This window comes from Variovorax ginsengisoli, from assembly GCF_030486595.1.
GTDB classification, from domain to species: Bacteria; Pseudomonadota; Gammaproteobacteria; order Burkholderiales; family Burkholderiaceae_C; genus Variovorax; species Variovorax ginsengisoli_B.
In genome coordinates, this window is record NZ_JAUJZH010000028.1 from 44425 (window position 1) to 66396 (window position 21972).

Sequence of the window (21972 nt, forward strand, 5' to 3'; positions counted from 1 at the left end):
CGACGCGGGTCGCGTGTGCGCCCGTGCGGTTCGTATTGTCATCGTTACAGGACGTCCGACATCTCTCCGGCCGGCGGAATCTGATCGCCGTCGCGAAATTTTTCACGACATCGCGCGCGGCCTCGGGGACAAAATCGCCTCGCGACACAGTTGTGCAACTAACATCAAAGGATTGATTCCGGCAGCCTCTTCGACATCGATGCTCCGGCAGCCGCTACCGCGGGCACCTGCGGTCTGCTGCCGACCCGCGCATCGGAACTGTCACTCCACTCACCCGCGGACTCGCGCAGCCGGCTTCCGTATCGTCGGCGACTGCAAGGCAACAGTCTCCGACCGGGAGGTTCCCTCCCGAGCGTTGTTGCCCGCACTTCACAGACCATGGCCGGTTCAGCACTGAACTCTGACAGCCCGCGCCCGCTGGCGCGCCTTTTCAAGATCGCGGTCTCCTCCGGGATCGAGGCCGCTGTGCGTCTGCACATCGGCCGCGGTGACGATCTGGAAGGCCGGGATGAGAAGGGTATGACGCCGTTGCAGATCGCCGCATCCCGCGATCGCGCCGCGGTTTGTCAACTGCTGCTGGACGCTGGTGCGGACGCGACCGCGACGGACCCGGCCGGCCGCGATGCCCTGGCAATCGCGCGCGCATCCTCCGCGCATGCTGCCACTGGCGTGATATCGCGCCACATCGAGCCGGTGATGTCCCCCGCGCCGGCTGTGCCGTCTGTGACGGCTTCCGCTGTCACCGCCGAAAGCCCGATTCCCGCGACGCACCTGTCCCCGAATCAAGCCAGTCTGCCCCTGCCAACGGATGACACGGCGTCAGGCCCGCAGCATGACGCACTGACCATCGCTGTCGCGGGCAATGATCCCGCAGACGCGCTTTCCTGGGACGCAGAAGATGACGCTCAACTGACGGACGCCATGGTCGTCCCTGCAGGCAATCCTGCTGCCACCGGCACCGCTCTGCCCGCCCAGCAAAGTCTCTCCACGCCCGACGGGCTGGCCGACGAAGGGGAGGATGACTTCCTGTCCTCCTGCGGCTGGGAACCCGAGGAGTCGTCCGAGCCGCCGACCGTCGATCCTGATCTGATCCGGGCACAGGCCGACCGGCAGGAAGAAATCAGCCGCCATGTGCCGGCCGGCACCGAGCCGGAGTGGGAGGAAGCCGCCGGTCTGCTCCCGGAGCGTGCCGTCCGGCTGCGGACCGTAGACGACTCTCGGCATCTGGTTCGTCGTCTGCTTCTTCGCGCGATCCGCGAGGGCAGCGTCCCCTCGATCGCGATCGAGAACGCCTTGTCCGCGCATGGCGACGGCGCTGACCGAAACCCGGGCGCCGAAGCGGCCCTTGCGTTCGTGATCGGTGACTTGGGTGCGGACATCGACGAACGCGAGGAGAACAGCTCAGCGGTTCCAGCGGACAACTTCGAGGTCTGGGTCGATGACAGGGCGGACGAGGATGAAGAGGCCGCCGTCGGCCCGGCGCTGGACCATTTCGAGGACATCGTGTCCGGCCGAACGGATCCGATCCGGATGCACTACCGGGCAGCAGCGCGACACCCGCTCCTCACACCTGAGCAGGAGCAGGAGACTGCCCGCGGCATGTCCGCAGCGGCAGAGTGCGCGCTGGATGCACTTGCGCAATGGCCCAGGGCTCTTGACGAGATCGAGAGGCTGCTCGCAGCCGCCCACGCCGATGCGTCTGTGCTGTCCAGCGTTGTCCTGTCCTCCCCGGCGCGCGGCAACGCGGAGGACGCCGCTTCGGACGATACCGATCCGGAAGATGGGCAGTCCGCCGGCGAGCCGGATCCGGAAGCGGAAAATGAAGGGGCGCAGGCGCCCGCACCTGAGCCGGGCGAAGTGCTCGAACGGATCGTGTCCCTGCGTGCGGCGCCAAGCGCACCCGGTTCACAGTCCGGCGAGCTCCGGTCGGAACTCGGACGGCTGAACTTCCGGCGCTCATTTCTTCTGAGGCTCGAGGACCTGGCGCGGGCGGACAAGGATCCAGGAGCACGCGCGTTCTGTGCAGCAATTGCACAGCTGCAGGTCCACAGGTCACGCATGGCGGAAGCCAACCAGCGCCTGGTGTTCGACGTGGCCAGGCGCTACATCAATTCCGGCATTCCGGTCGATGATCTCATCCAGGAAGGCAACCTCGGCCTGCTGAGCGCCATTGACCGCTTTGACTGGACGCGCGGCTTTCGTTTCTCGACCATGGCGACCTGGTGGGTGCGCCAGGCCGTTTCGCGCGGCGTCGCGGACAAGTCGCTGCCGATCCGTGTGCCTGTTCACATGTACGAGAAACTCTACCGTCTGCGCGTGGGAACCGAGCAGTTCGAGCGCCGCAACGGCAGATCGCCCACCGAGAGTGAGCAGGCTGAGCTGTGCGGGCTGACCGTCGCGAAACTGGCTCTGCTGGTCGGGGCCGCGGCGCCGCAGATGGATCTGGATGAGGCCTCCTGCGAATACGCGCTGTACTCGGACGATGGCGACGATGCGACCGTCGAGGTTGCACGGCGCCAGGAGGCTGAGGTGGTACAGGACCTTCTGAGCGGACTCAAGCTCAAGGACGCGCAGATTCTGCGACAGCGCTACGGCATCGGGACGCCGGACGCCCGGACCCTGGAGGAGGTTGGCGCAGCCTTCGAGCTGACCCGCGAGCGCATCCGGCAGATCGAGGCGAAACTGCTTCGCGGCCTCGGCTCCCCGCATGTCCGGAAGGCACTCATGAGGCGCCTCGGCAGAGGCCTTCCCGGCGATGCAAAGCTAGCGCCTGGCACGCGGCCCGCCCGTACGGCCAAGGCGCGCGATGCGGCGGAAGACTTCGCGGAAGTGGATGCATCGCAGCTTCCTGCCGTCATCGTTGACGCCCAGGAACCGGAGTCTCCGGTCCTTCTGGTCGCGCCGGCCCCGGAGCAACCTGCGCCGACCGTCCGCGCGCTGGCCGATGCGGCGTGGGAGCTGGGCGTTCCCGTATCGGTCGAGCAGACGGACGCCGGCGAACGCCACACCTTCGGAGTGCTGCATGCACCCGAAGCGGCCGCCGGGCTGGTGCACAGCCTAGTCGCGACGGGTTTCGAGTTCGTCCCGGGTGTGGGGTACCGCAAATGAAGTCATGGCGATCCGCGCCGCCGCGGGCAACAGCAATGCTCGAGGCCCTGCGGGGAATGGGGTACTCGACTGGTGCCGCCCTCGCGGACATCGTCGACAACAGCATTGCCGCAGGCGCCACGAACGTGGACATCATGTTCACCTGGGACGGCGACAGAAGCCGGGTCGTCATTCTGGATGACGGGCACGGCATGAGCGACGCCGCGCTCGAGCAGGCCATGACGCTCGGGGACAAGAACCCTCTGGACCAGCGCGACGCCGGTGACCTGGGGCGTTTCGGGATGGGTCTGAAGACAGCATCCTTCTCGCAGTGCCGGCGTCTGACTGTGGCGACCCGGCGCGATGGCGCGACCGCCTGCCTGCGCTGGGACCTGGATGAGCTGGCCCGCAACTCGGCCATCGGGTGGGCGTTGCTGGAGGGGCCGGACCCGGAATCCGCCGCCCTCATCAGCCCGCTGCAGCAGCGCGACAGCGGTACGCTGGTGCTGTGGGAGGTTCTCGACCGGATCGTCACGAGTGCTTTCACGCCGGAGCACTTTCTGGATGTGATCGAGGAGGTCGAGCACCACCTCGCCATGGTCTTTCACCGTCTGATCGGGGAAACGGGTCGCAGCATTCGTCTCACACTGAATGAGCGTGCGGTGAAGCCCTGGGATCCATTCATGACCGGCCATCCCGCCAAGCCCTGGGAGTCGCCCGTAGAACGAAGGCTCACGGACAATGGTGTCGTGTCCGTGCAATGCCATGTGCTGCCGCACAAGGACCGCCTCAAACAGGAGGAGTTCGAGCGTTTCGGCGGCCCGGCCGGCTGGAACGCCCAGCAGGGCTTCTACGTCTATCGCAACAACCGGTTGCTGCTGGCAGGTGGCTGGCTCGGCTTGGGCAAGGGGCGCGCCTGGAACCGCGAGGAGGCATTCCGCCTCGCACGAATTCGGCTCGACATCACCAACACTGCCGACGCGGCCTGGAAGATCGACATCCGCAAATCAACGGCCCGGCCGCCCGTGTCGCTGCGTCCGTGGCTCACCCGCCTGGCTGAGGACACCCGCGACCGCGCCCGGCGGGTATTCGCCTTCCGCGCTGCGCCTCAGCCAAGACAGGGAGGCGCGGCGGCGGTGGAGCTGGCCTGGCGCGCCGAAACCGGTGCGGCAGGTGTGAAGTACCGCATCGATCAGAAGCATCCCGCTGTCGCAGCGGTCCTGGACGCCTGCCAGAACGATGCTGAACTGGTGCGGGCGATGCTCCGGGTCATCGAGGAGACCGTTCCGGTCCAGCGGATCTGGCTCGACACTGCCGAGGCGAAGGACACACCGCGCACCGGTTTCGCCGGTGAGCCCGACGCGCAGGTGCGGTCGGTCCTGAACGTGCTCTTCCGTGACATGGTGATGCGCCGCGGCATGAGCGAGGAACTCGCCAGGAAAGCTCTTGCATCCACCGAGCCATTTCAGGACTATCCGGCATTGGTCGCATCGCTGCGCCTGGAGCGGTAGCAAAAAAATCAGAACAAGAGGAACTGTCAGATGTCAGACATGCAGTTGAACGTGATCTCCATTGCGCAGATCCTGCTGCGCAACGAGCCCGAAGAGAGCACCCGTTCACCAAAATTGATCGCCGACAAGGTGAGCCTGGCCGCGCTTACGCTGGGCCTGGGCCCAGGTGATTTCGACAAGGACGCTGCTGTCGCGGAGCTCGTGCGCAGGTTCAGTCACTGGGTGCCAAACGATGCGGCACTGAGCGACTCCGCGGGGCATGAGGACTGGTTCAACCCCTCGCTCAAAAAAGACTGGCGCTACTGGCAGCGCCTGCAGCGCTATCTCGAGCGCACGATGCCGGTGAGTGTCGTCGAGGCGCTGGATCGTTCCACCGACGGCATCATCGAGCAGCTGGAAAATCCCGCGCGCGAGGCGCCTTGGGACCGCCGCGGCCTCGTCGTCGGGCACGTCCAGTCTGGCAAGACCAGCAGCTACTCGGCTCTGATCTGCAAAGCGGCTGACGCCGGCTACAAGATCATCGTGGTGCTCGCGGGCATGCACAACAACCTGCGCTCGCAGACACAGATCCGCCTGGAGGAATCCTTCCTGGGCTACGAGACATCGCCATTCCGCGAGCCCGGAAATCCGGTAGGAGTCTTCTTCGAGGACCGGGATCCCGATATCCATCCGAACTGCGCGACCTCCCGCGACGAGAAGGGGGACTTCAACGGCGCCGCGGCGCAGAAGTTCTCGGTCTCGCCTGAGCAGCGACCCTGGCTTTTCGTCGTCAAGAAGAACAAGTCGGTGCTGGAGCGGCTGCTGAAATGGATGCGCAGCAACCATGTGGCGAACGCCACCGATCCCGAAACCGGCCGCAGGATCTCGACCAATCTGCCGCTGCTCGTGATTGACGACGAGGCGGACAACGCCTCCGTGGACACGGGCGAACAGGAATTCGACGAGAACGGTGTTCCCGATCCGGAGCACGAGCCGAAAGCAATCAACAGCCTGATCCGGCGCATCCTGGCCACGTTCGCCAAGTCCGCCTATGTCGGTTACACCGCTACCCCGTTCGCCAACGTGTTCATCCACCGCCGCGCCAAGACGAAGGAAGAGGGTGAGGATCTGTTCCCGCGCTCTTTCATCCGGAACCTGGCCGCGCCGGACAACTACGTGGGCCCCACCCGCGTGTTCGGCCTGACCGGACCGGATGGCGAGCGGGTCGATGGCCTGCCGCTGATTCATGCCTTCAGCGACCACGTGACGGATGACGGCAAGGGCTGGATGCCACCCGGGCATGACAAGCAGCACATTCCCATGTTCAAGGGCGAGGATGCGCTGCCGCCGTCCCTCCAGGCGGCCGTCCGATCATTTCTTCTGGCCTGTGCCACGAGGGCCTGCCGCGGGCAAAGGTCGCGCCATTGCTCGATGCTGATCCATGTGACTCGCTTCACGGCGGTGCAGAACCATGTGCGCCGCCAGGTGGACGAGTACGTCAAGCGGGTGGTCCAGCGCCTGAGCCGCAGGATTGACGAGGCCGCACTCATCGCCGAGATGCGTGAGCAGTGGGAACGTGACTTCGTGCCCACGCATGACGTCGTCCGCGACGCGGTCGGCGAGGCCGACCAGCTGCCAGCGCTGCCGGCCTGGGAGGACATCGAGCGGGTGCTGCCCGACGTCGCCGCCGACATCGTGGTCAAGACCATCAACGGTTCGGCCAAGGACGCGCTGGACTATGTCGAGAAGGAAACCACCGGTCTGAAGGTGATTGCCATCGGAGGAGACAAGCTCGCGCGCGGCCTGACGCTGGAGGGGCTCATCACCAGCTACTTCGTGCGTACCACACGCATGTACGACACCCTGATGCAGATGGGCCGCTGGTTCGGCTACCGGCCCGGCTATCTGGACGTGTGCCGCCTGTACACCACGTCAGACCTGATCCGCAGTTTCGGCCTGATCGCCGATGCGGCCGAGGAACTGCGGCAGGAGTTCGATGCCATGGTGGCTGTCGGCGGCACGCCGGACACCTATGGCCTGAAGGTCGCCGCGCATCCGAGCCTGCTGGTCACCTCGCCGATGAAGATGCGTACGGCACAGACTGTGCGCCTTTCCTACAGCGGCTCTCTGACGCAGACGATTGCCTTCCCCGGCACGAAGGGCGCGCTGCAAGGCAACCTGGATGCCGCCGCACAGCTGATCACCACGATGGGCCCGCCGGCGGTGACCGGGCCGGAGCAGGAGCGGCCGGACCTCCCGCCGGACAGGTGGAAGCGATCCCGGGTGTGGCGCGATATCCCGGCAGCTGCGGTGACGGCATTCCTGAAGTCCTACGTCACGGCACCTGGCATCGAGCGGGCCAACGGCACCGTGATGGCCGAGTTCATCGAAGAAATGAATGACCGCGGCGAGCTGGACCTCTGGACGGTGGCCCTCGTGGCCGAGGGGAAGGCCGGCAGCGGCCATCCTTCCTATACCTTCCCGGGCGGGATCGAGGTGAAAGACATGCCCACCCGGTCGTCGAAATCAACGCGTGGCTTTTCCATCGGTGTTCTGACCGATCCGGCAGACGAGGGCATCGACGTGGGCTTCGCGGACTGGGAGAGCGCACTCGGGGCCACTGTGGCGGCATGGGAGCGCGAGGGCAACAAGAAGCGCCCCCGGCCCGAGCGCGCAGGCGGCCGGGCCCTGCGAGACCTCCGGACGAGGGAGCACGCAGGCCCCGGTCACCGCGGCCTGCTTCTCCTCTATCCTCTGTCGCCCTGGCGCGAGAAAGACGATCCCATCATTCCGGACTGGAAACTGCCAGTGATCGGGTTCGCGGTCAGCTTCCCCTCCAGCGACCAGGAAGTCTCCGTCGAATACAAGGTCGACCACCTCCTCTGGGAGGAGCAGTATGAGTCTGCCGAATGATGAACTGACCCTGGCCTGGGCATCGCTTGCCAAAGCCAGCGACAGCGCGCAGGGCTGGCGCAGCATCGTCATCTCGCCCGTGGGCGCGGTGCCCGTCCATGCCGGCAGGCGCTACCCTGGTGGGGCAGAAGCCATCCTGGTTCGCTTCCCTGCCGAAGTCGTGGCGCCGGGGTTGCAACTGCCCGGTGGCGCCGGATTTCTGGTCGAACGCACCTCTCTCGGCGATGCGGTCACCTGGATCGCGCTGACCCGTCGCGAGGACGGCAACGTCGACATGTTCGCCGCCATGGCCACTGACGTCGCGGCCGCGCTGGCGCCCTGTCCGGCCGCCGATGGCCCCAGAGCCGTCGCTCTTCTGCTCGGGCGCGTGCGCGCCTGGCAGGAGTTCATGCGCAAGGGCGGCCAGCCGCTTGGGCCGGAGGCCGAGACGGGCCTCTTCGGTGAGCTCGAGATACTTCTGGCCCTGCTGGACCAGGGCCTGGATCCGGTCCAGGTCTGCGAGGCATGGCGCGGACCTCTGGATGGCCTGCGGGACTTCGAGCTGGGGACTGGCGGTATCGAGGTGAAGACGACGCTGGCGACGGACGGCTTCCCGGCCCGGGTCGCCAGTCTCGATCAGCTCGACGACACCCAGCGCCAGCCGCTCTTTCTGGCGGCCGTCCGGCTGCGCCAGACCGGTGGCGGCCGTTCCCTGCCGGAAATTATCGGAGTGGCCAGAGAGTGCGTCTCTGGCGATGCGCAGGCGCAGCGGCTCCTGGACGAGTGCCTCCTGGCCTCGGGCTACCGCGAGGAGCACGCCGCACACTACATCCGCACCTTGGCGGTCACGCAGGTCCGGTTTCTTCATGTCGACGCGGGATTTCCGCGCCTTACTTCGCAAATGGTGCCGCAGGGGGTGCTGCGCGCCTCCTATGCGATTGACGTGGACAAGGCGCAGACGCCCGATGCCGGCCTGCGTGAGGCCCTGACCCAACTGAAAGCAATCTGAGATGGAACTGATCGATTTTCTGCGCGACACACAGGCCGAGGTCCGGACCCTGACGGAGGAGGGTCAGCCCTTTGCCGAGAGCGCCTTCACCGAGGTCGTGATGCAGCACATGGCTGACATCGGCATGACCTATGAGCCGCAGCCGACGCACTTCGCACGCAAGATCGGCAACGCCAACGTCCACCTGAGCGGGTACTCGATCTCGGAGGAGCAGGAACAGCTGGATCTTTTCGTCAGCCTGTACGAGGGCGTGGACGAGCTGGTCGCTGTCCAGGACGCGGAGACGATGCGTGCCGCGGAGCAGTGCCTGCGCTTTCTGAAGATGTGCGCGGAAGGCTCGCTCGCAGCGAAGCTCGATCCTTCGGATGAGGTGCGCATCCTGGCCGAACTGATCCAGGGGCTCTACGACGAGCTCGAGCAGATTCGCATCTATGTCATGACCGACCGGACTGCGAAGACGCTGCAGTTCAAGCCCCGCGAGATCGGCGGCAAGATGGTGCATCTGGAGGTCATGGACATCGGCCGCCTGCACCGGCACTGGGCCGAGGGCAAGCCCCGGGACGAGCTGGTGGTCGACTTCAATCAGGTGTGCGGCACCCCGCTGCCCTGCGTGTACGTGCCCGGAGGCGGGGAAGACTACGACTATGCGCTCACGGCCGTGCCCGGTGAAGCCCTCCGGGGCCTCTACGAGAAATACGGCGCCCGCCTGCTGGAGGCCAACGTCCGCTCCTTCCTCAGCGTCAAGGGGAAGGGCGTCAACGCCGGCATCCAGAGCACCCTGCGCAATGCGCCGGACCGGTTCATGGCCTACAACAACGGGATCGTCATGGTCGCCGACGAGATGAGGCTGGGTGAAGCCGGCCCGGGTGTGCCGGGCATCGCCTGGCTCCGCGGCCTGCAGATCGTCAATGGCGGACAGACGACCGCGTCGATCTACTTCGCCAAACGCAAGTATCCGGACACCGATCTCTCACGCGTGCGGGTGCCGGCGAAGATCATCGTCATGCGCACGCACGATCCGGTCGGTGAGGAGGCCCTGATTGCCGACATCTCGCGCTATGCGAACAGCCAGAACGCCGTGAAGCAGTCGGATCTTTCCGCGAACAAGCCCTTCCATGTGGAGGTCGAACGCCTGTCGCTCTCGGTCTGGTGCCCCGACGGAAAGAGCCGGTGGTTCTACGAGCGTGCGGCCGGCAGCTATAACACGATGCTGTCGAGGGACGGCACCACGCCGGCCAAACTGCGTCAGCTCAGGGAGCAGATCCCGGCGGCCCGCCGCATCACCAAGACGGACTTGGCCAAGTACCTGACCGCCTGGAACTGCCTGCCCGATGTCGTCAGCCGCGGTTCGCAGAAGAACTTCGAGCAATTCATGGAGACACTCGCGGGCGAGGGCGCCCAGGAGCGAATCCCGGACGTGGCGGAGTACAAGCGGATGGTTGCCAAGGCGAAGCTCTACAGGGACGCCCAGAAGATGATCCGGGCCATGTTCCCGGCCTTTCAGGCGAACATCACGGCCTACACCTTCTCGCTCATGGCCGCCTCCATCGGCACCCGGCTGGATCTGGACAGGATATGGACCGCTCAGGGCGGATCCCCGCAGCTGATGGACCAAATCGCCCGCTGGGCGCGGGAAGTTTCAGAGCACCTTCATCGGACCGCCGAAGGCCGGATGATCTCTGAATGGGCGAAGAAGTCCGAGTGCCGTGAGAAGGTCCTGGCCGCGAGCTACTCGCAACCCGACGAGTCGGTCCCCGAGCTCAGAAAGACATCGGGCGGCATGGAGCACTCGAACCCGGCGGTCTAGCGTTCCTCAGGGCGACCAGCGGGACGAATCTGCGCAAGAACAATTTGTGCGTAGCCTGTCAGCTCACGCCAGTCTTGGTCGGCCAGCAGGAGGTCGATGTCGAATGACCAGAGTTCGACTCTCGGCAGGAGCTGACGCATCCGTCCAGACAGTCCACGAAGACCTGACGCAGCATTCGCGCTGAAAAGGTCCTCGCATTGAACGGGTCGGTATTGAACGAACCAGAGGCGAACTATCTCTCGCTGCAATGATCTGCCGGGAAGCTTGGAAGACAACCTTCGTTGAAGTTCGGGGGAAGCCAGGAGCTGGACGATTCGCGCGATGAACTCACGTGCTCTTGCGTGTTCAGACAGGGTCGTTTCTGGGAGCTCAGAGGCGTCCTCCGCCAAGTTCGATCCCTTCCGGGCAGCCGACATCTGCTTTTGAATCGGATCAGCCGAATTGACATCTGGCCCTCGCGCCGGCGTGCGGCCCAGGATGGCTGTACGCCTTCTCGCATTGCGAGGGAGCTCGATTCCCACGTCGACCCATTCCGCGGCCACGTCGATTTGGCGGTGCTCGGTCTGATGCTGCTGAAGCCTCTTGGCAGCCTCGCGTATGCGACGGCTTTCCCCTTCCGGAGGCAAGATCCGAGTCAATTCACCTTCAGGCTCCCATAGAAGATCAGCGAGGGACTGGGGCACTGGCGTCCCCTCCGAACCGCCATCAACTTGGTTTCCGTTCATACGTCGATCTGTCGGAACTTGTCCAATTCAACCAGCAGGGCGCACAGGTCGGGCGCGATCTCCTCCGGCTGCATGCTCTCGACGATTCGCGCCTCGGACAGGGTCACGCCTGCAAGCTGCAGGATCCTCTCGTTCAGGCGACGCATGGTGCGCGCTCCCGGAAGCAAGGCCGGCCGCTCCGACGGCGAGCGCCAGGAAGTTTCGAAGGAATCGTCCGAAGTAGGAGCGGTCTCCAGTGGAGCTCGCGGATCCGGCGCTTGCCCGAAGCTCTCGAGCAGCCATCGTGTGCGATGGGTGGCGCGTTCCTCTGCGACCATTTCTCGCATGTCCTCAGTCACCTCCATCAGAATTGCTTCCATGTCCAGGCCGAGAGGTTTGGCTTTCCGCTGCTTGTTCAACTCGAGCTGCAACGCGCGGTCCCACGCAGAAGGTACGAGCAGATAGGCCTGAAGGTCCCAACGACGCAGGACGTGTGCAATGCCCACCGAGGGGCGCATTGCCGTCAATATGGTTTCGATCTCGGCGTCCGGGCGAGCTTCTCGGCTCCAGATGGCCGCAACCACGAGATCGCTCCCGGCGGCAACACCCACGCCCTCCGCCATGTCCCTGACCCGCTCCCACCTGTCAAGACTGCCGGCACTCATGGACGTCAATCCTGTGCCGGCCGCCAGCTCGCCGTAACCCAGCCGCCTCGCAAATCGGCGCAGGAGAAGAAAATCATGAGGGTTCTGGGTGAAAAGCAATCGTCGATTGCGGGCAAGCGAGGCCAGAACGAGATTCTGCTGCGAACCGAGAACCTTGACCGCTCGCTGTACACCTCCGATGTCGCTCAGGCGCTCAGCGCGGCGCCTGTTCTTGTCAATGATCACGACATCAGCCGGGTCAGCTTCGGCCAGTATTTCCGCCGAGTGGGTTGCCAGGACTATCTCCGCATCCAATCCTTTCATGACATGCAGAAGCTTGCGTTGTATGTCCGGATGAAGATAGATCTCAGGTTCATCTACAACCACAAGCGAGCCGGGCGCGGCCCGGGTCAGATGCGTCAAGAGCTGGCACCAGATCTGGAACCCGAATCCCACCCAGTGAATTTCACGGTCGACACGGTCCTCGGAAACGAACATCGAGAGTTCCTTGGACATGAAGTCGAGTTCTGGGGGCTTGATGACCATTCCAGGCCATGTGGCAGCCACAAGGTCGGCGAATTTCGTGAACTCGTCTTGCCGCCGGTACCAGTAGTTGCGAAAGTGTCGCGAAGCCCGCGGCGTAGCCAGAGCTGCATTGACCGTGTCCTCCTCAAGGAGCATCTCCTTGTGCTCGACGGCGCCGAGAACTGGAACTACGTTCAATTCAAGAGGGAACCGGGAGCGGAAGGCGCTCGCGGTTGTCACGGCTGAGCCCGGACCGTCTGCCACGAGCACACAACCTTCCTCGCGGTCGAAGTACAGAGCCAACTCGCTTTCGTTTGAAAGGTGGAAGGTGACGGTGGACTCCCCGTCCTCATAGTTGGTTGCGACGTTCTCCACCGAGATCGGCAGCAGTCGTTGGTTGATGCGGTAGCCGAGGCGTCGTGTGCCGCCGACAGTCACTCTGTCCGCAGATCGCGCCCGGGCAGTCCTCAGCGCGACTGCGAGGGCGCGAAGAGCCCCGATCACAGTCGATTTGCCCGCATTGTTCGCACCGGTGAGAAGGTTGACGCGCTCAAGCTCGATGCTGAATCGCTTCAACGCCTTGTAGTGCTGAAAATCAATTGATGTGATTCGAAGTGACACGGTCTGTCCTGTAGTCGCCGTCTGGCTGCTTGCCAACTTTACATTCACTTGCCGGGGATCTGGACGACAAATGCCACCGGACATCAACCAACCCGCTTCGCCACCTTGACAATGCAATGGTCGAAAAATGTGGGTCCTGGCCACCGGGACCGGATCGGGAAAAGAATGTGTGCCGACATCGTCAGTCCCGCAGTTCGAAGTTCGATGATGTCAGGAATTCGGGGCAAGAACAGCCGACCGGAGCTTGCGCTCCGCAAGCAGCTGTTCGCGGCAGGCTACCGATTCAGGCTTCATCGGCGTGACCTGCCAGGGTCACCAGACATTGTTCTGCCCAGGCATCGGGCGGTCGTGTTCGTCCATGGGTGCTTCTGGCATCGCCACCAGGGGTGCCCGAAGGCAACCACGCCCGCAAGCAATGCCTCGTTCTGGGCGGCCAAGTTCTCGGCGAATGTCGCGCGCGACGCAGCGACGATCGGGCAGCTGGAAGCACTCGGCTGGCGGGTGGCCGTGGTCTGGGAATGCGCGATCGGCAGAACGGGTCTCGAGCCGTCGCAGTTCGCCAGGTTGGAGGTCTGGATCGATCAGGCGGCCGCGGCCGGCGCTGGGGCGCGTCGGAATCGACTGGAGCTGCCCTGAGAGACCGATTGCCCCAGCATCTTCCAGACGATCGTCGCGATCCGGTTGGCCAACAGCGGAGGAACCGCATTGCCGACCTGGGTGTATTGCTGCGTACGGGTGCCCTCGAAGAAATAGTCGTCCGGGAAAGTCTGCAGACGAGCCGCCTCCCTCACCGTGAGGCTTCGGCACTGGACCGGGTCGTAGTGGATGTAGTAGTGCCCATCCTTGGCGATATGCGAAACGATGGTCGAGGCGGGTTCGTGTCCGCACTGAACGCGGAATCGGTCCGAGAACGGAACCGGGGCGCCTTCATCGCCGGACGCGTTTCGATGCTCCGGCAGCAACGATGGTGGAAATTCCGGCAGTTTCGGGGAAAGATTGAATTCCCGTGCGTAGGTGGCCGCGAAGAGATAGCGCGCAAGATCGGCTTCCATGTGCGACCTGGCTTCGTGCTGCAGGACCCCGCCGACCTTGGGCCTCAGGACCCATTGGCGGTAGGCGGCCTCCTCCGCGCCGAGCCGTCCCGAAGCCTTCGCTGGCGACACGGCAACAAAGGCATGGCCGGTGCCATAGAGCGACGCGGACGATGCCGCCGAGGCTCTCATCCGTTCCGCGATCATTGGTGCGGCGCCTGCGCGCCACCCCTTGACCAGTTTGTGCGATTTCGCGACAGCCTTGTGCCACGCCTCTGGTGAATCGTCGCCGCGCGACAGCCTGCTGCGGATGGCGGGCAGATCCCAGATGACTTGGCGCACGCCGAGGGGACGCATGGGTCTGAGGAGATCATGCGGGACCGAAGCTCCCGGCTTGCGTACGCCGAGCAGGATCACCCGGTGACGTGCCTGCGGAATTCCGTACTTCTCCGCCTCGATGAGGTAGTCCTCGGGAGCTAGGCCCAGGCCCTGATCCTTGCACACGAACGAACGTATTTCGTACTCGACGCCGTCGTGAGGACTCGACAGATCGTCGATGATCCGGCCGAACATCGAGACCCCCGAGTGCCTCGAGGAAAGCAGTCCCTTGACGTTCTCCATCACGAAGATGGCGGGCCGGTGGACCCGGATGATGCGCAGGTATTCCTGATAGAGGAAATGCTTCACGTCGCTGGAGAACGAGACGTCGTTTGTCCGGCGTGCCCTTCCGGCCAGGGAGTAAGCCTGACAGGGCGGCCCGCCGATGAGCACCCAGGAAGTACTGCCTTTCAAGGCACTCCGGATCTCCGTATCGATCTGGGCTTCGCTGGTCTTCCCAAGCTCGAACTGCCGCGCTTCCGTCTCAGCCTCTCGGAACGCGCGGGCGACCGCCGGAATGGACCGGAACTTGTCGCCGGAAATGGCGCCGGTCACGTAGTCGTAGTAGTGACGCTCGGCGGCCGTGCCATCCAGCAGGCGATAGACGGCGCGCAGAAGCAGGGTGCTGTGGGCGCTGGACTCCTTCTCGATCGAGATGCCAAGGCGGAAAACCGGATTGCCGCGGTCATCCTTGAGCGATGCGAAGCCTTCTCCCAAGCCTCCGGGGCCGGCGAAGAGATCGATGATGGGAATTGACATGCGAATGAGGAGGGAGGCGAAGCGCTCTCCGATATTACCAGGTGGCACCTGCGATTCGGTGCATGGCAAAGGATGGCGACTCGCAGCTGTCGCGTCCGGGTGACGACAAGGACGACTTCATCGGTCCGATTCTCACCTAGAGGCTTGCCCGGCATGAGCGATTGGTTACAGGCGAGCAGCCATGGCGCCACCGCGTTGAGGCGTTGGCGCTTGGTGGAGCGCGATTGCGCTCCTAGTTCGGTCCTTCGCAGTGCTCAGTCGGAGACGCATCGCGTCAGCGACACCGGGGCTGTGCATCCCGAATCGGCGGCAAATCGCTTGACAATCCACAATGTTTGAGAAATATTCGTAAAATGTTTCATAAATATTCGATGTGCAGGCTGCACATTTGCTGTGTATGAATGACAAGAGAGAAAAGTTCGTGGAGCTTGCCGAGGCGCGGGTGAGCCGCACTATCAAGGATCTTCAGCTGATTGGGAATCTGTCGAACCGCTCGGCCTATGAATTCACGGACGCGGACGTGCGCAAGATGTTCCTGGCTCTTCAAAAGGCGCTGGACACGGCCAAGGCACGGTTCTCCCGAGGTGGGGAGGCAGGAGGAGGCGAGTTCAAGCTGTAGTTTTGCGGGCGAGAGCGTCGATCACCAAGGTGTAGGAGAAGACTATCAATGGCAGAGATTCGGTTTCTGACGAATGAGGCGGGCAAAGTCGAAGGACTCGCCTATGCGGGATTCGAGACATTCCGCGGATCCCCCTATACGAGTTGCGCGCGTGAGACTGGCCAGAACAGCCGCGATGCCTCCGCCGGAGGGCACCCGGTCTGCGTGAGCTTTGATCTCCGTAGCATGGCCCGGAGTGATGTGCCGTTTGCCGACAAGCTTCAGCATTCGATCGAGTGCTGTTTGGCGGCGACTCACGATGTCAAGACTTTGCAGCACCTAACGCGGGCCCTTCAGACCATCAATGCTCCTGTCATCAAGGTGCTGGAGATCTCTGATCGGCACACCACCGGCCTGACGGGCCCAACCACGGACCCGGAGTCGGTGTTCTCGGCGCTGGTGAAAGGTGATGGCGTCACTAACAAGCGCGATGCAACATCGGCTGGTTCGTTCGGCATCGGAAAGAACGCCGCCTTCGCTGTGTCCGACCTGCAGACGGTTATCTACTCCACTTGCTACCGCGATGCGCATTCCGGTGAGAAGAAGTTTGCCGCGCAGGGGCGTCTGCGTTTGGTCTCGCACACTGACGGGGATAAGCAGCTCTCTGCTGAAGGTTACTGGGGCAACGCGGGCTTCACTGCGATAGAAAGCAGTGCGGAGGTTCCGACTTGGATGGCGCGTGACGAAGTCGGGGCATCCATTTTCTCGATCGGCTTTCGCGAGCAGGATCACTGGGAGGATCGGATGACGCTCTCTTTGGTCACGAATTTCTTTCTTGCGATCGAGCGCGGGGAGATTGAATTCTCGGTAGGGGGCAAGCCAATCAACCGGGTATCTCTCGACAGCGTTCTCGCCGGCGAAATGCTGCAGCGGATCGCGGCCGAGGCCGATCAGCTGGAAGAACTTGAGCGAGCACGCAGGCTCGTGGAGTGCATGAGGTCCGAAGCCACACTTCGGCGCACGATCAGTGTCTCGGGCCTTGGAAATTTTATGTTCCACCTCCTTGTCAAGGAGGGCATGCCACGGGAGGTACACGTGCTGCGCAATGGGATCTACATCACCGACAATTTCGCCAGATTCTCCGAGCCCTTGAGGCGCTTCCCTGGGACCCGCGAGTTCACCGCGGTGCTGGAGCCCGCCCAGACTCCAGGCGGACGCGAGCCGAGTTCCTTGCTCAAGCGGTTGGAGAATCCCGCGCATGATTCGTTGGAACCCGAGCGCATCGTCGACACGAGCCAGCGAGAGGCTGCAAAGAAGCAGATCAAGTCGCTGATCAAACAGATGCGGGACATCATCAGGTCAGTCGCGAAAATCGACGATATCAGTCGTAGTCAGCTCAACGAACTTTCCCATCTGTTTGCGGACGGAGGAGATGGCGGCTGCAAGAACGTCGAGGAAGATCCTGAGCGCTTTCTCTATGGTTCTGCGCGAAAGAATAGGCGGGCAAAGCCCCCAGGTGCGCTCGGCAAGGGCACGGGCAAAGGGGGAGCGAAGGGGGGGGCTACGAAGATGAAGACGGGGAAGGGAGACCGCCGCTCGGCCGGAGGGCGCCCGGCGCTGCCATTGAGGGACCTCCGTTCAGTACTGCCGGACCAGAAGGACGCATCCAGACGGACGATCTTTTTCACGCCGGACATGGACGGCGATATGGAACTCAGTGTTGCCGCGTCGGGGCTTAGCGGTGATGTGGAGTTGGTCGTGACAGGGTCTTCAAGTGGGAGAACTGCCAACGGCCGCATTGCCCTCCGTGTAAGAAAAGGAGAGCGGGTCGGCGTTGACGTCGCGTTTGCGGAGCCCTTCCGTGGTCCCATCGAACTGACCGCCATCGCAGTCAAGACGCAGGAGTTGGCTTGAAATGAAGATTTCTGAAACGACGAGCTTTCCGCATCCAGTGCTCGCACCTTGGTCGACGGACATTGCCGGCGCAACGATTGCAACCGAGATCAGTTTTCGCGAGGAACGCGATGAGAATCGGGTGTCGATACACTGCGCTGCGGCAATGGATCAACCTGACATTCTCAGGTTGATTCAAGAAGGCTCCGCAACGTTCGGCTGCTACATCCGGTGTCAGGAGACTGGACTGCGCCGCCTTCAACATTTTGGGTTTCCGTCGGGCGTGCAGCACTTTGCTCCCGGTGCGCTCTTGGGCAATGTGCAGTTGCGGCCGATGGTGTGGTCCACCAGCCGCATTGCCGGGTACAAGCCTCAAGGTGCGCACGCTGAATTCAGTGAAGGCTCCGAAATCGAATCGGGACAGATCCTTGCACTAGACGATGAGCAGGTCATCGAGGTCACACGCCCCCCGCTTCCGTCCATCGAGTCCGTTTTCGAGATCATCTCGTCCGACGAGATCACTGAGGGCAAGTTCGATATCGATACCCAGTCTGATCGCATCATCGTGCGCATGGGCGAGAGGACTTACCAATTGGTTCAGTCTCTCAGATTGACTGACGACGCGACTCGTGCCGTCGTGATGAACAGCCTGTTCGTGCCGATTGTGATGCAGGTTCTCGATCAGCTGTCGGAAGGCTACGAGCCCTTCGAACAATACCGATGGCTTCACCCTTTCCGTGCGAGATGCGAACTTGTCCGCGTTGACGTGAAGAAGCCTGACCTCTTGACGGATGCTCAGCGCCTTTTGGAGCAGCCCTTTGCCTCGTTGGCTGCCTTGGTTTACGAGGAGGACTCTGTCGATGTCGCAACCGCTTAAGCTGCTCTCGGCAGCCACCGTCGATCGACTCTTGAATGAACGCGAAGCCAACTTGGACCGGTACAGCGCGGGCGATTTTTCCGATATTGAACGGGAGAGTGGGTGGGCTATTGAAACGACCGTTGCGCGCTGGGACTCGAGCTTGGCGGCGGAACTGGACCCGGCAGGCGCTCCAGAGGCTGAGATTAAGAACTCGCTGTTGATCTACAGAGGGCTTGAGGGCATGACCCCAGCATTGGCTAGGGACGAGCGGATTTGGGCCCGCCTATGCCATGTCGAATGTTTGCAGTACGCCCGCAAACGCTGGTTGCGTGGAGGTGAAAAACTGGGCGATCAGGTTCGTCTGCACTTTTTCGCCCCGGGCTTTACGGGGTGCCGCGACGACAATGCGATTGGCCGGCTATGGTGGAACGGTCACATCGCTGCGCTCGCGTGCCCTGATGATATTGAATTCGGGCTGAAACGACTGCTGGCGAGAGCGAACATCCGACTGCAGGTGATCGATCGGGCCGACACCGCGTTTCGCCAGCCGCTTCTCAGTGGCATTGTTCGCCTGCTTGACGACGAGTGGTTCACAACTTACGACGCCGCTGTAGCTGACTTCATGTTTGAGGTCAACAAGCGTAGTGGAGGCATCATCTTCGAGGCACTGAAGACCGAGGAAATCGACATCCACCTAGGTCAGTGCTTGGGCATCGCCAAAGCCCGCCGGACTGCGGCGGCGCCTGCGTGATGTCTCAATCCGGTGAGTGGCCCCGGGAACTGACTCGAAAATTGAGGGGTTCGGATTTCGTGGCTTGGCGTTCACGAGCGTCCGAGCTCAAGCGTGTGGCGCAGTTTTTGGGCATTTGACGAGATTCGCCAGTGCATGGTGGGCACCCTCCAGGCGGAGGAAATCGCACTGGGCGCAAAGCAGCGGGCAGACAAGACCGATGCGACTAGAGCGCACAGCCTATCGTGAAGAGTTCGGGCTCGCGATCGACTGCGAGACGCCTGACGGGCGCTCGGCTGTTGAAAGAAGCTCTGGCGGCCCACAGCGCGACGCCGCAGTGCACCGCAATGGGTTTGTCATTCCAACGCCTCCGATGTCGACCGTTCCGGCCCAGATCGCAGCATCTACTTGCGACGCCGACGGCGCGCCGTAGGAAACTACCGTTCCGGGCTACAGCTCCTCACCGGAGAGCGAATGCCCGCTTCCTGTCGTCATTTCGTTCGCAGCCTCCAACACCGTCAGCATCTCTGCCACTACCGCAAAGCTCTCTTCACCGTCCCCCAGTTGAACGACGATCGGCTCGAAGCCAAGCTGGTCGGAGTCCGGCCGCAACGTGATGCGCTCGTGCCGCCAACTGCCATCCTCAGAGGAAACTTTCTCGCTCGCATACAACTTGACGGTAAAGCTTCCTCCCGTTTCGGGGTCTGAGATGCTTCGATGTTGAACGACAACGACCTTGCCCTGTCGCGTGCCACCCGGATTCCCGCGGAACAGGCACCAAGCCCCGTTCGGAATCCGACGGTTCATCGACTCGCCCAGCACCTGCGCGACGAAGAGACCAGGCTGGGGCCGAATCCAGTCGGGCAGGGCCACCCAATCCTGTGCGCCGTCCTCGAGCACCTGCACATCCGAAAAGGCTCCCGCTGCGAAGCGCAGATCCACGACAGGGGCAGCGGATACCCCAGCGAATCGCTCTTCGTTGGAGACCCTGCGCAAAGGATGCACGTTCGAGACGGCGGTAGGAGCCGTCTGAACCGAGGCACCGAGGCTCTCGATCGCGTGGACTGCGGCCCTGGAACCCAACCTGCTTCGAAGATAGTCCGCCAGCGGCGCGTCGGTGCAGTACACATAGCATCCCTTCATGCCACGCGTCATTAGCGTCCGGTAGGTATTCTTGACGATGATGTCGGCCAGCGCCCGTGCGCTCTCGGCATCCGCCTTCATCATCTTCTTCAGTCCTCTCACCGATTGATCCGAGGACGCTCGTTTCGTCGCGTCGGTCACGATGGCGCCGTTGCGATACACGAGATCCGGCCCGATGATGACGCCGACGTAGTCGAGCTCGAGCCCCTGGCAGGTGTGGATGCATCCGACCTGCGCAACTGAACCCGGCGTCACGATCCAAAGACTGCCATCCTTGTCGAGATTCCAGCGACGTCGATAGTCGAAGGCTGACAGTTCGATATCCCAGGCTTCGGGATTCTTTTTGCTCGGCCACTTCCAGCAATAGCCCGCAACAACGCGCGAGCGATTGTTCGCCTGGTTCTTCAGGGCGATCAGCGCGTGCAGGTCGGCCGGGTTGTCGAAAACGCGGAAGTCGTAGCTATCTGTCTCGAGGACCGGATTCGCGGTCGGGCGAATGGCAAGGGTATCGTCCAGCCATGCCAAGTAGCCGTCGGAGCCATTGCAGCGGAACTGCGAAGAGAGCTGCAGTTCGGTCACTTCAGCCCCGAGTTCGAGCGCCCAGTGACGAAGCTCTTCGGTGTGTCCGATGTCGAGAAGCGTGACGCGTTGATCGTCATCGACGAAGAACACCGTACAGCGCGCGGAACGGATCAACTCCTTGACCTGGTTATCGCCGAGGTTGCGATAGAGGCCACTCTTCTCGTTGAGCCGATGCGCTTCGTCGACGATCAAGGTGTCGTACGTGTCGGCGGCATCGTTGACGAAAGCGCCAGAGCCACTGAACAGATTGCTGATGCGCGTTTTCGTGAGCGTGCCTGCCAGGCGCGCCTCGTAGACGGCTCGCGGCGCCGCGTTCTTCGAGACGTAGCGTGCGTTTCGCTTCCGGGCGAGGAGGGCGCCGAGCAGGTTGATGGCGATGACTGACTTGCCCGTTCCCGGTCCGCCCTGGACGATCACGACCTGTTTGCTCTGCGCGGCCCGGGCATCCACCTGCATGATGGTCTCGTGCACGACCTTCTGGTCATCGATCAGCACGAACTCCGGCTTGCCCTGCAGCAGCCCGGCAACGCTGTCGATCAGCATCTTCGAAGGTCGGATGCGGCCGTTCTCGATCGCGTACAGCGCGCCCTTGCTGTCACCATGGCGAACGTGCTCACGGATGAATGCTTGAAGCTTCGCTCTTTCCTGCGCAAGGAACAGCGGTGCGCGCGCAAGGTGTTCCTTGTAGTGCAGGTGATCGATCTCGCCATCTCGCGGATGGTTGTGGAGGTACGCGCACGGCTGCACCGACATCTCGCCATCCTGCACGGCAACGTTGAAGTCCTGGAGGTAGGCGGCGTATGACCAAGCCTGGTATGACGGATGCGTACCCTCGGTCTCGCCGGAGCGACCGCCGCGACGCGCCCAGACGACGGCGTCCTTGTCGCTGCGCCGAGAGGCGGACCATTGCTTGAGTTCGACGATGATCACCTTCGACCGTGCCGCGGCGTCTTCGCCGGTGATCACGAAGTCGATCCGCTTCGAGGTTTGCGGCAGCTGGTATTCGATCGCCACCCCTGCATCCGCGGGGATTTCCTCATCCCTCAGCACCTTGGCCATCTCGATCAGCGAGTTCTTCCACGATCGGATTTCCGATGCGCCAACGTTTCGGCCTGTCGCACTATGAAAGTGTCGGGAGACGACAGCCTCGATGTCATCCCCCCAGGCGTGTTCCAGGAACTGGGTTTTTGTCGATTGGTAAATGATCACGCGTGTTGTCG

General features: G+C 62.9%; 13 protein-coding genes. 10 read left to right on the forward strand and 3 right to left on the reverse strand.

The window, feature by feature from the left end:
• Positions 1-378 precede the first annotated feature (378 nt).
• The 5 genes from QZH52_RS29670 to QZH52_RS29690 are packed head-to-tail and all read left to right on the forward strand — an operon-like array spanning position 379 to position 10285.
• Positions 379-3108, forward strand: coding sequence for a sigma-70 family RNA polymerase sigma factor (locus QZH52_RS29670; protein WP_301814527.1), 2730 nt, complete (start codon positions 379-381; stop codon positions 3106-3108).
• A gap of 35 nt (positions 3109-3143) precedes the next feature.
• Positions 3144-4598: an ATP-binding protein gene (locus QZH52_RS29675; RefSeq protein WP_301814530.1), complete on the forward strand. Its 1455-nt coding sequence runs from the start codon at positions 3144-3146 to the stop codon at positions 4596-4598.
• Positions 4599-4628: 30 nt separating this feature from the next.
• A complete protein-coding gene (locus tag QZH52_RS29680) occupies positions 4629-7490 on the forward strand; it encodes a Z1 domain-containing protein (RefSeq protein WP_301814531.1) in 2862 nt (953 codons plus the stop codon).
• Positions 7474-8478: a PD-(D/E)XK motif protein gene (locus QZH52_RS29685; protein WP_301814532.1), complete on the forward strand. Its 1005-nt coding sequence runs from the start codon at positions 7474-7476 to the stop codon at positions 8476-8478. Before QZH52_RS29680 ends, QZH52_RS29685 begins: the two co-directional genes overlap by 17 nt.
• Before the next feature lies 1 nt (position 8479).
• The gene (locus QZH52_RS29690; protein WP_301814533.1) at positions 8480-10285 is read left to right on the forward strand and encodes an AIPR family protein; all 1806 of its coding nucleotides are present in this window, start codon (positions 8480-8482) and stop codon (positions 10283-10285) included.
• A gap of 721 nt (positions 10286-11006) precedes the next feature.
• Here the strand turns inward: QZH52_RS29690 and QZH52_RS29695 are convergent.
• Positions 11007-12779 carry an ATP-binding protein gene (locus QZH52_RS29695; protein WP_301814534.1) on the reverse strand — a complete coding sequence of 591 codons (1773 nt, stop codon included), beginning with the start codon at positions 12777-12779 and terminating at the stop codon, positions 11007-11009.
• A 165-nt stretch (positions 12780-12944) separates the two neighbouring features.
• Between QZH52_RS29695 and QZH52_RS29700 the strand changes: the two genes are divergently transcribed.
• Entirely contained in the window at positions 12945-13415 is a 471-nt protein-coding gene (locus tag QZH52_RS29700; RefSeq protein ID WP_301814536.1) for a very short patch repair endonuclease, read from the forward strand.
• On the opposite strand, the gene QZH52_RS29705 is transcribed toward QZH52_RS29700, so the two are convergent.
• Positions 13361-14947 carry a DNA cytosine methyltransferase gene (locus QZH52_RS29705; RefSeq protein WP_301814538.1) on the reverse strand — a complete coding sequence of 529 codons (1587 nt, stop codon included), beginning with the start codon at positions 14945-14947 and terminating at the stop codon, positions 13361-13363. The genes QZH52_RS29700 and QZH52_RS29705 overlap by 55 nt on opposite strands.
• A gap of 397 nt (positions 14948-15344) precedes the next feature.
• Here QZH52_RS29705 and QZH52_RS29710 point away from each other — a divergent pair, with 397 nt between their 5' ends.
• Genes QZH52_RS29710 through QZH52_RS29725 form a run of 4 tightly spaced genes read left to right on the forward strand, consistent with a single transcriptional unit; the run spans position 15345 to position 19048 of the window.
• On the forward strand, positions 15345-15566 hold the full coding sequence (locus tag QZH52_RS29710; protein WP_301814539.1) for a hypothetical protein: 222 nt from the start codon (positions 15345-15347) through the stop codon (positions 15564-15566).
• A gap of 48 nt (positions 15567-15614) precedes the next feature.
• Positions 15615-17459, forward strand: a complete 1845-nt coding sequence (locus QZH52_RS29715) for a hypothetical protein (protein ID WP_301814540.1) — start codon at positions 15615-15617, stop codon at positions 17457-17459.
• Between the two features lies 1 nt (position 17460).
• Entirely contained in the window at positions 17461-18315 is an 855-nt protein-coding gene (locus QZH52_RS29720; protein ID WP_301814541.1) for a hypothetical protein, read from the forward strand.
• Entirely contained in the window at positions 18299-19048 is a 750-nt protein-coding gene (locus QZH52_RS29725; protein WP_301814543.1) for a DUF6339 family protein, read from the forward strand. Before QZH52_RS29720 ends, QZH52_RS29725 begins: the two co-directional genes overlap by 17 nt.
• 429 nt (positions 19049-19477) lie before the next feature.
• Here the strand turns inward: QZH52_RS29725 and QZH52_RS29730 are convergent, their stop codons facing one another.
• Positions 19478-21961 carry a DNA/RNA helicase domain-containing protein gene (locus tag QZH52_RS29730; protein ID WP_301814544.1) on the reverse strand — a complete coding sequence of 828 codons (2484 nt, stop codon included), beginning with the start codon at positions 21959-21961 and terminating at the stop codon, positions 19478-19480.
• Between the last annotated feature and the right edge of the window lie 11 nt (positions 21962-21972).

Bases quoted from the DNA above. Each gene is read 5' to 3' on its own strand.
- QZH52_RS29670 (WP_301814527.1), top strand. From the start codon at position 379: ATGGCCGGTTCAGCACTGAACTCTGACAGCCCGCGCCCGCTGGCGCGC.
- QZH52_RS29675 (WP_301814530.1), top strand. From the start codon at position 3,144: ATGCTCGAGGCCCTGCGGGGAATGGGGTACTCGACTGGTGCCGCCCTC.
- QZH52_RS29680 (WP_301814531.1), top strand. From the start codon at position 4,629: ATGTCAGACATGCAGTTGAACGTGATCTCCATTGCGCAGATCCTGCTG.
- QZH52_RS29685 (WP_301814532.1), top strand. From the start codon at position 7,474: ATGAGTCTGCCGAATGATGAACTGACCCTGGCCTGGGCATCGCTTGCC.
- QZH52_RS29690 (WP_301814533.1), top strand. From the start codon at position 8,480: ATGGAACTGATCGATTTTCTGCGCGACACACAGGCCGAGGTCCGGACC.
- QZH52_RS29700 (WP_301814536.1), top strand. From the start codon at position 12,945: ATGTGTGCCGACATCGTCAGTCCCGCAGTTCGAAGTTCGATGATGTCA.
- QZH52_RS29705 (WP_301814538.1), bottom strand. From the start codon at position 14,947: ATGTCAATTCCCATCATCGATCTCTTCGCCGGCCCCGGAGGCTTGGGA.
- QZH52_RS29710 (WP_301814539.1), top strand. From the start codon at position 15,345: ATGAATGACAAGAGAGAAAAGTTCGTGGAGCTTGCCGAGGCGCGGGTG.
- QZH52_RS29715 (WP_301814540.1), top strand. From the start codon at position 15,615: ATGGCAGAGATTCGGTTTCTGACGAATGAGGCGGGCAAAGTCGAAGGA.
- QZH52_RS29720 (WP_301814541.1), top strand. From the start codon at position 17,461: ATGAAGATTTCTGAAACGACGAGCTTTCCGCATCCAGTGCTCGCACCT.
- QZH52_RS29725 (WP_301814543.1), top strand. From the start codon at position 18,299: ATGTCGCAACCGCTTAAGCTGCTCTCGGCAGCCACCGTCGATCGACTC.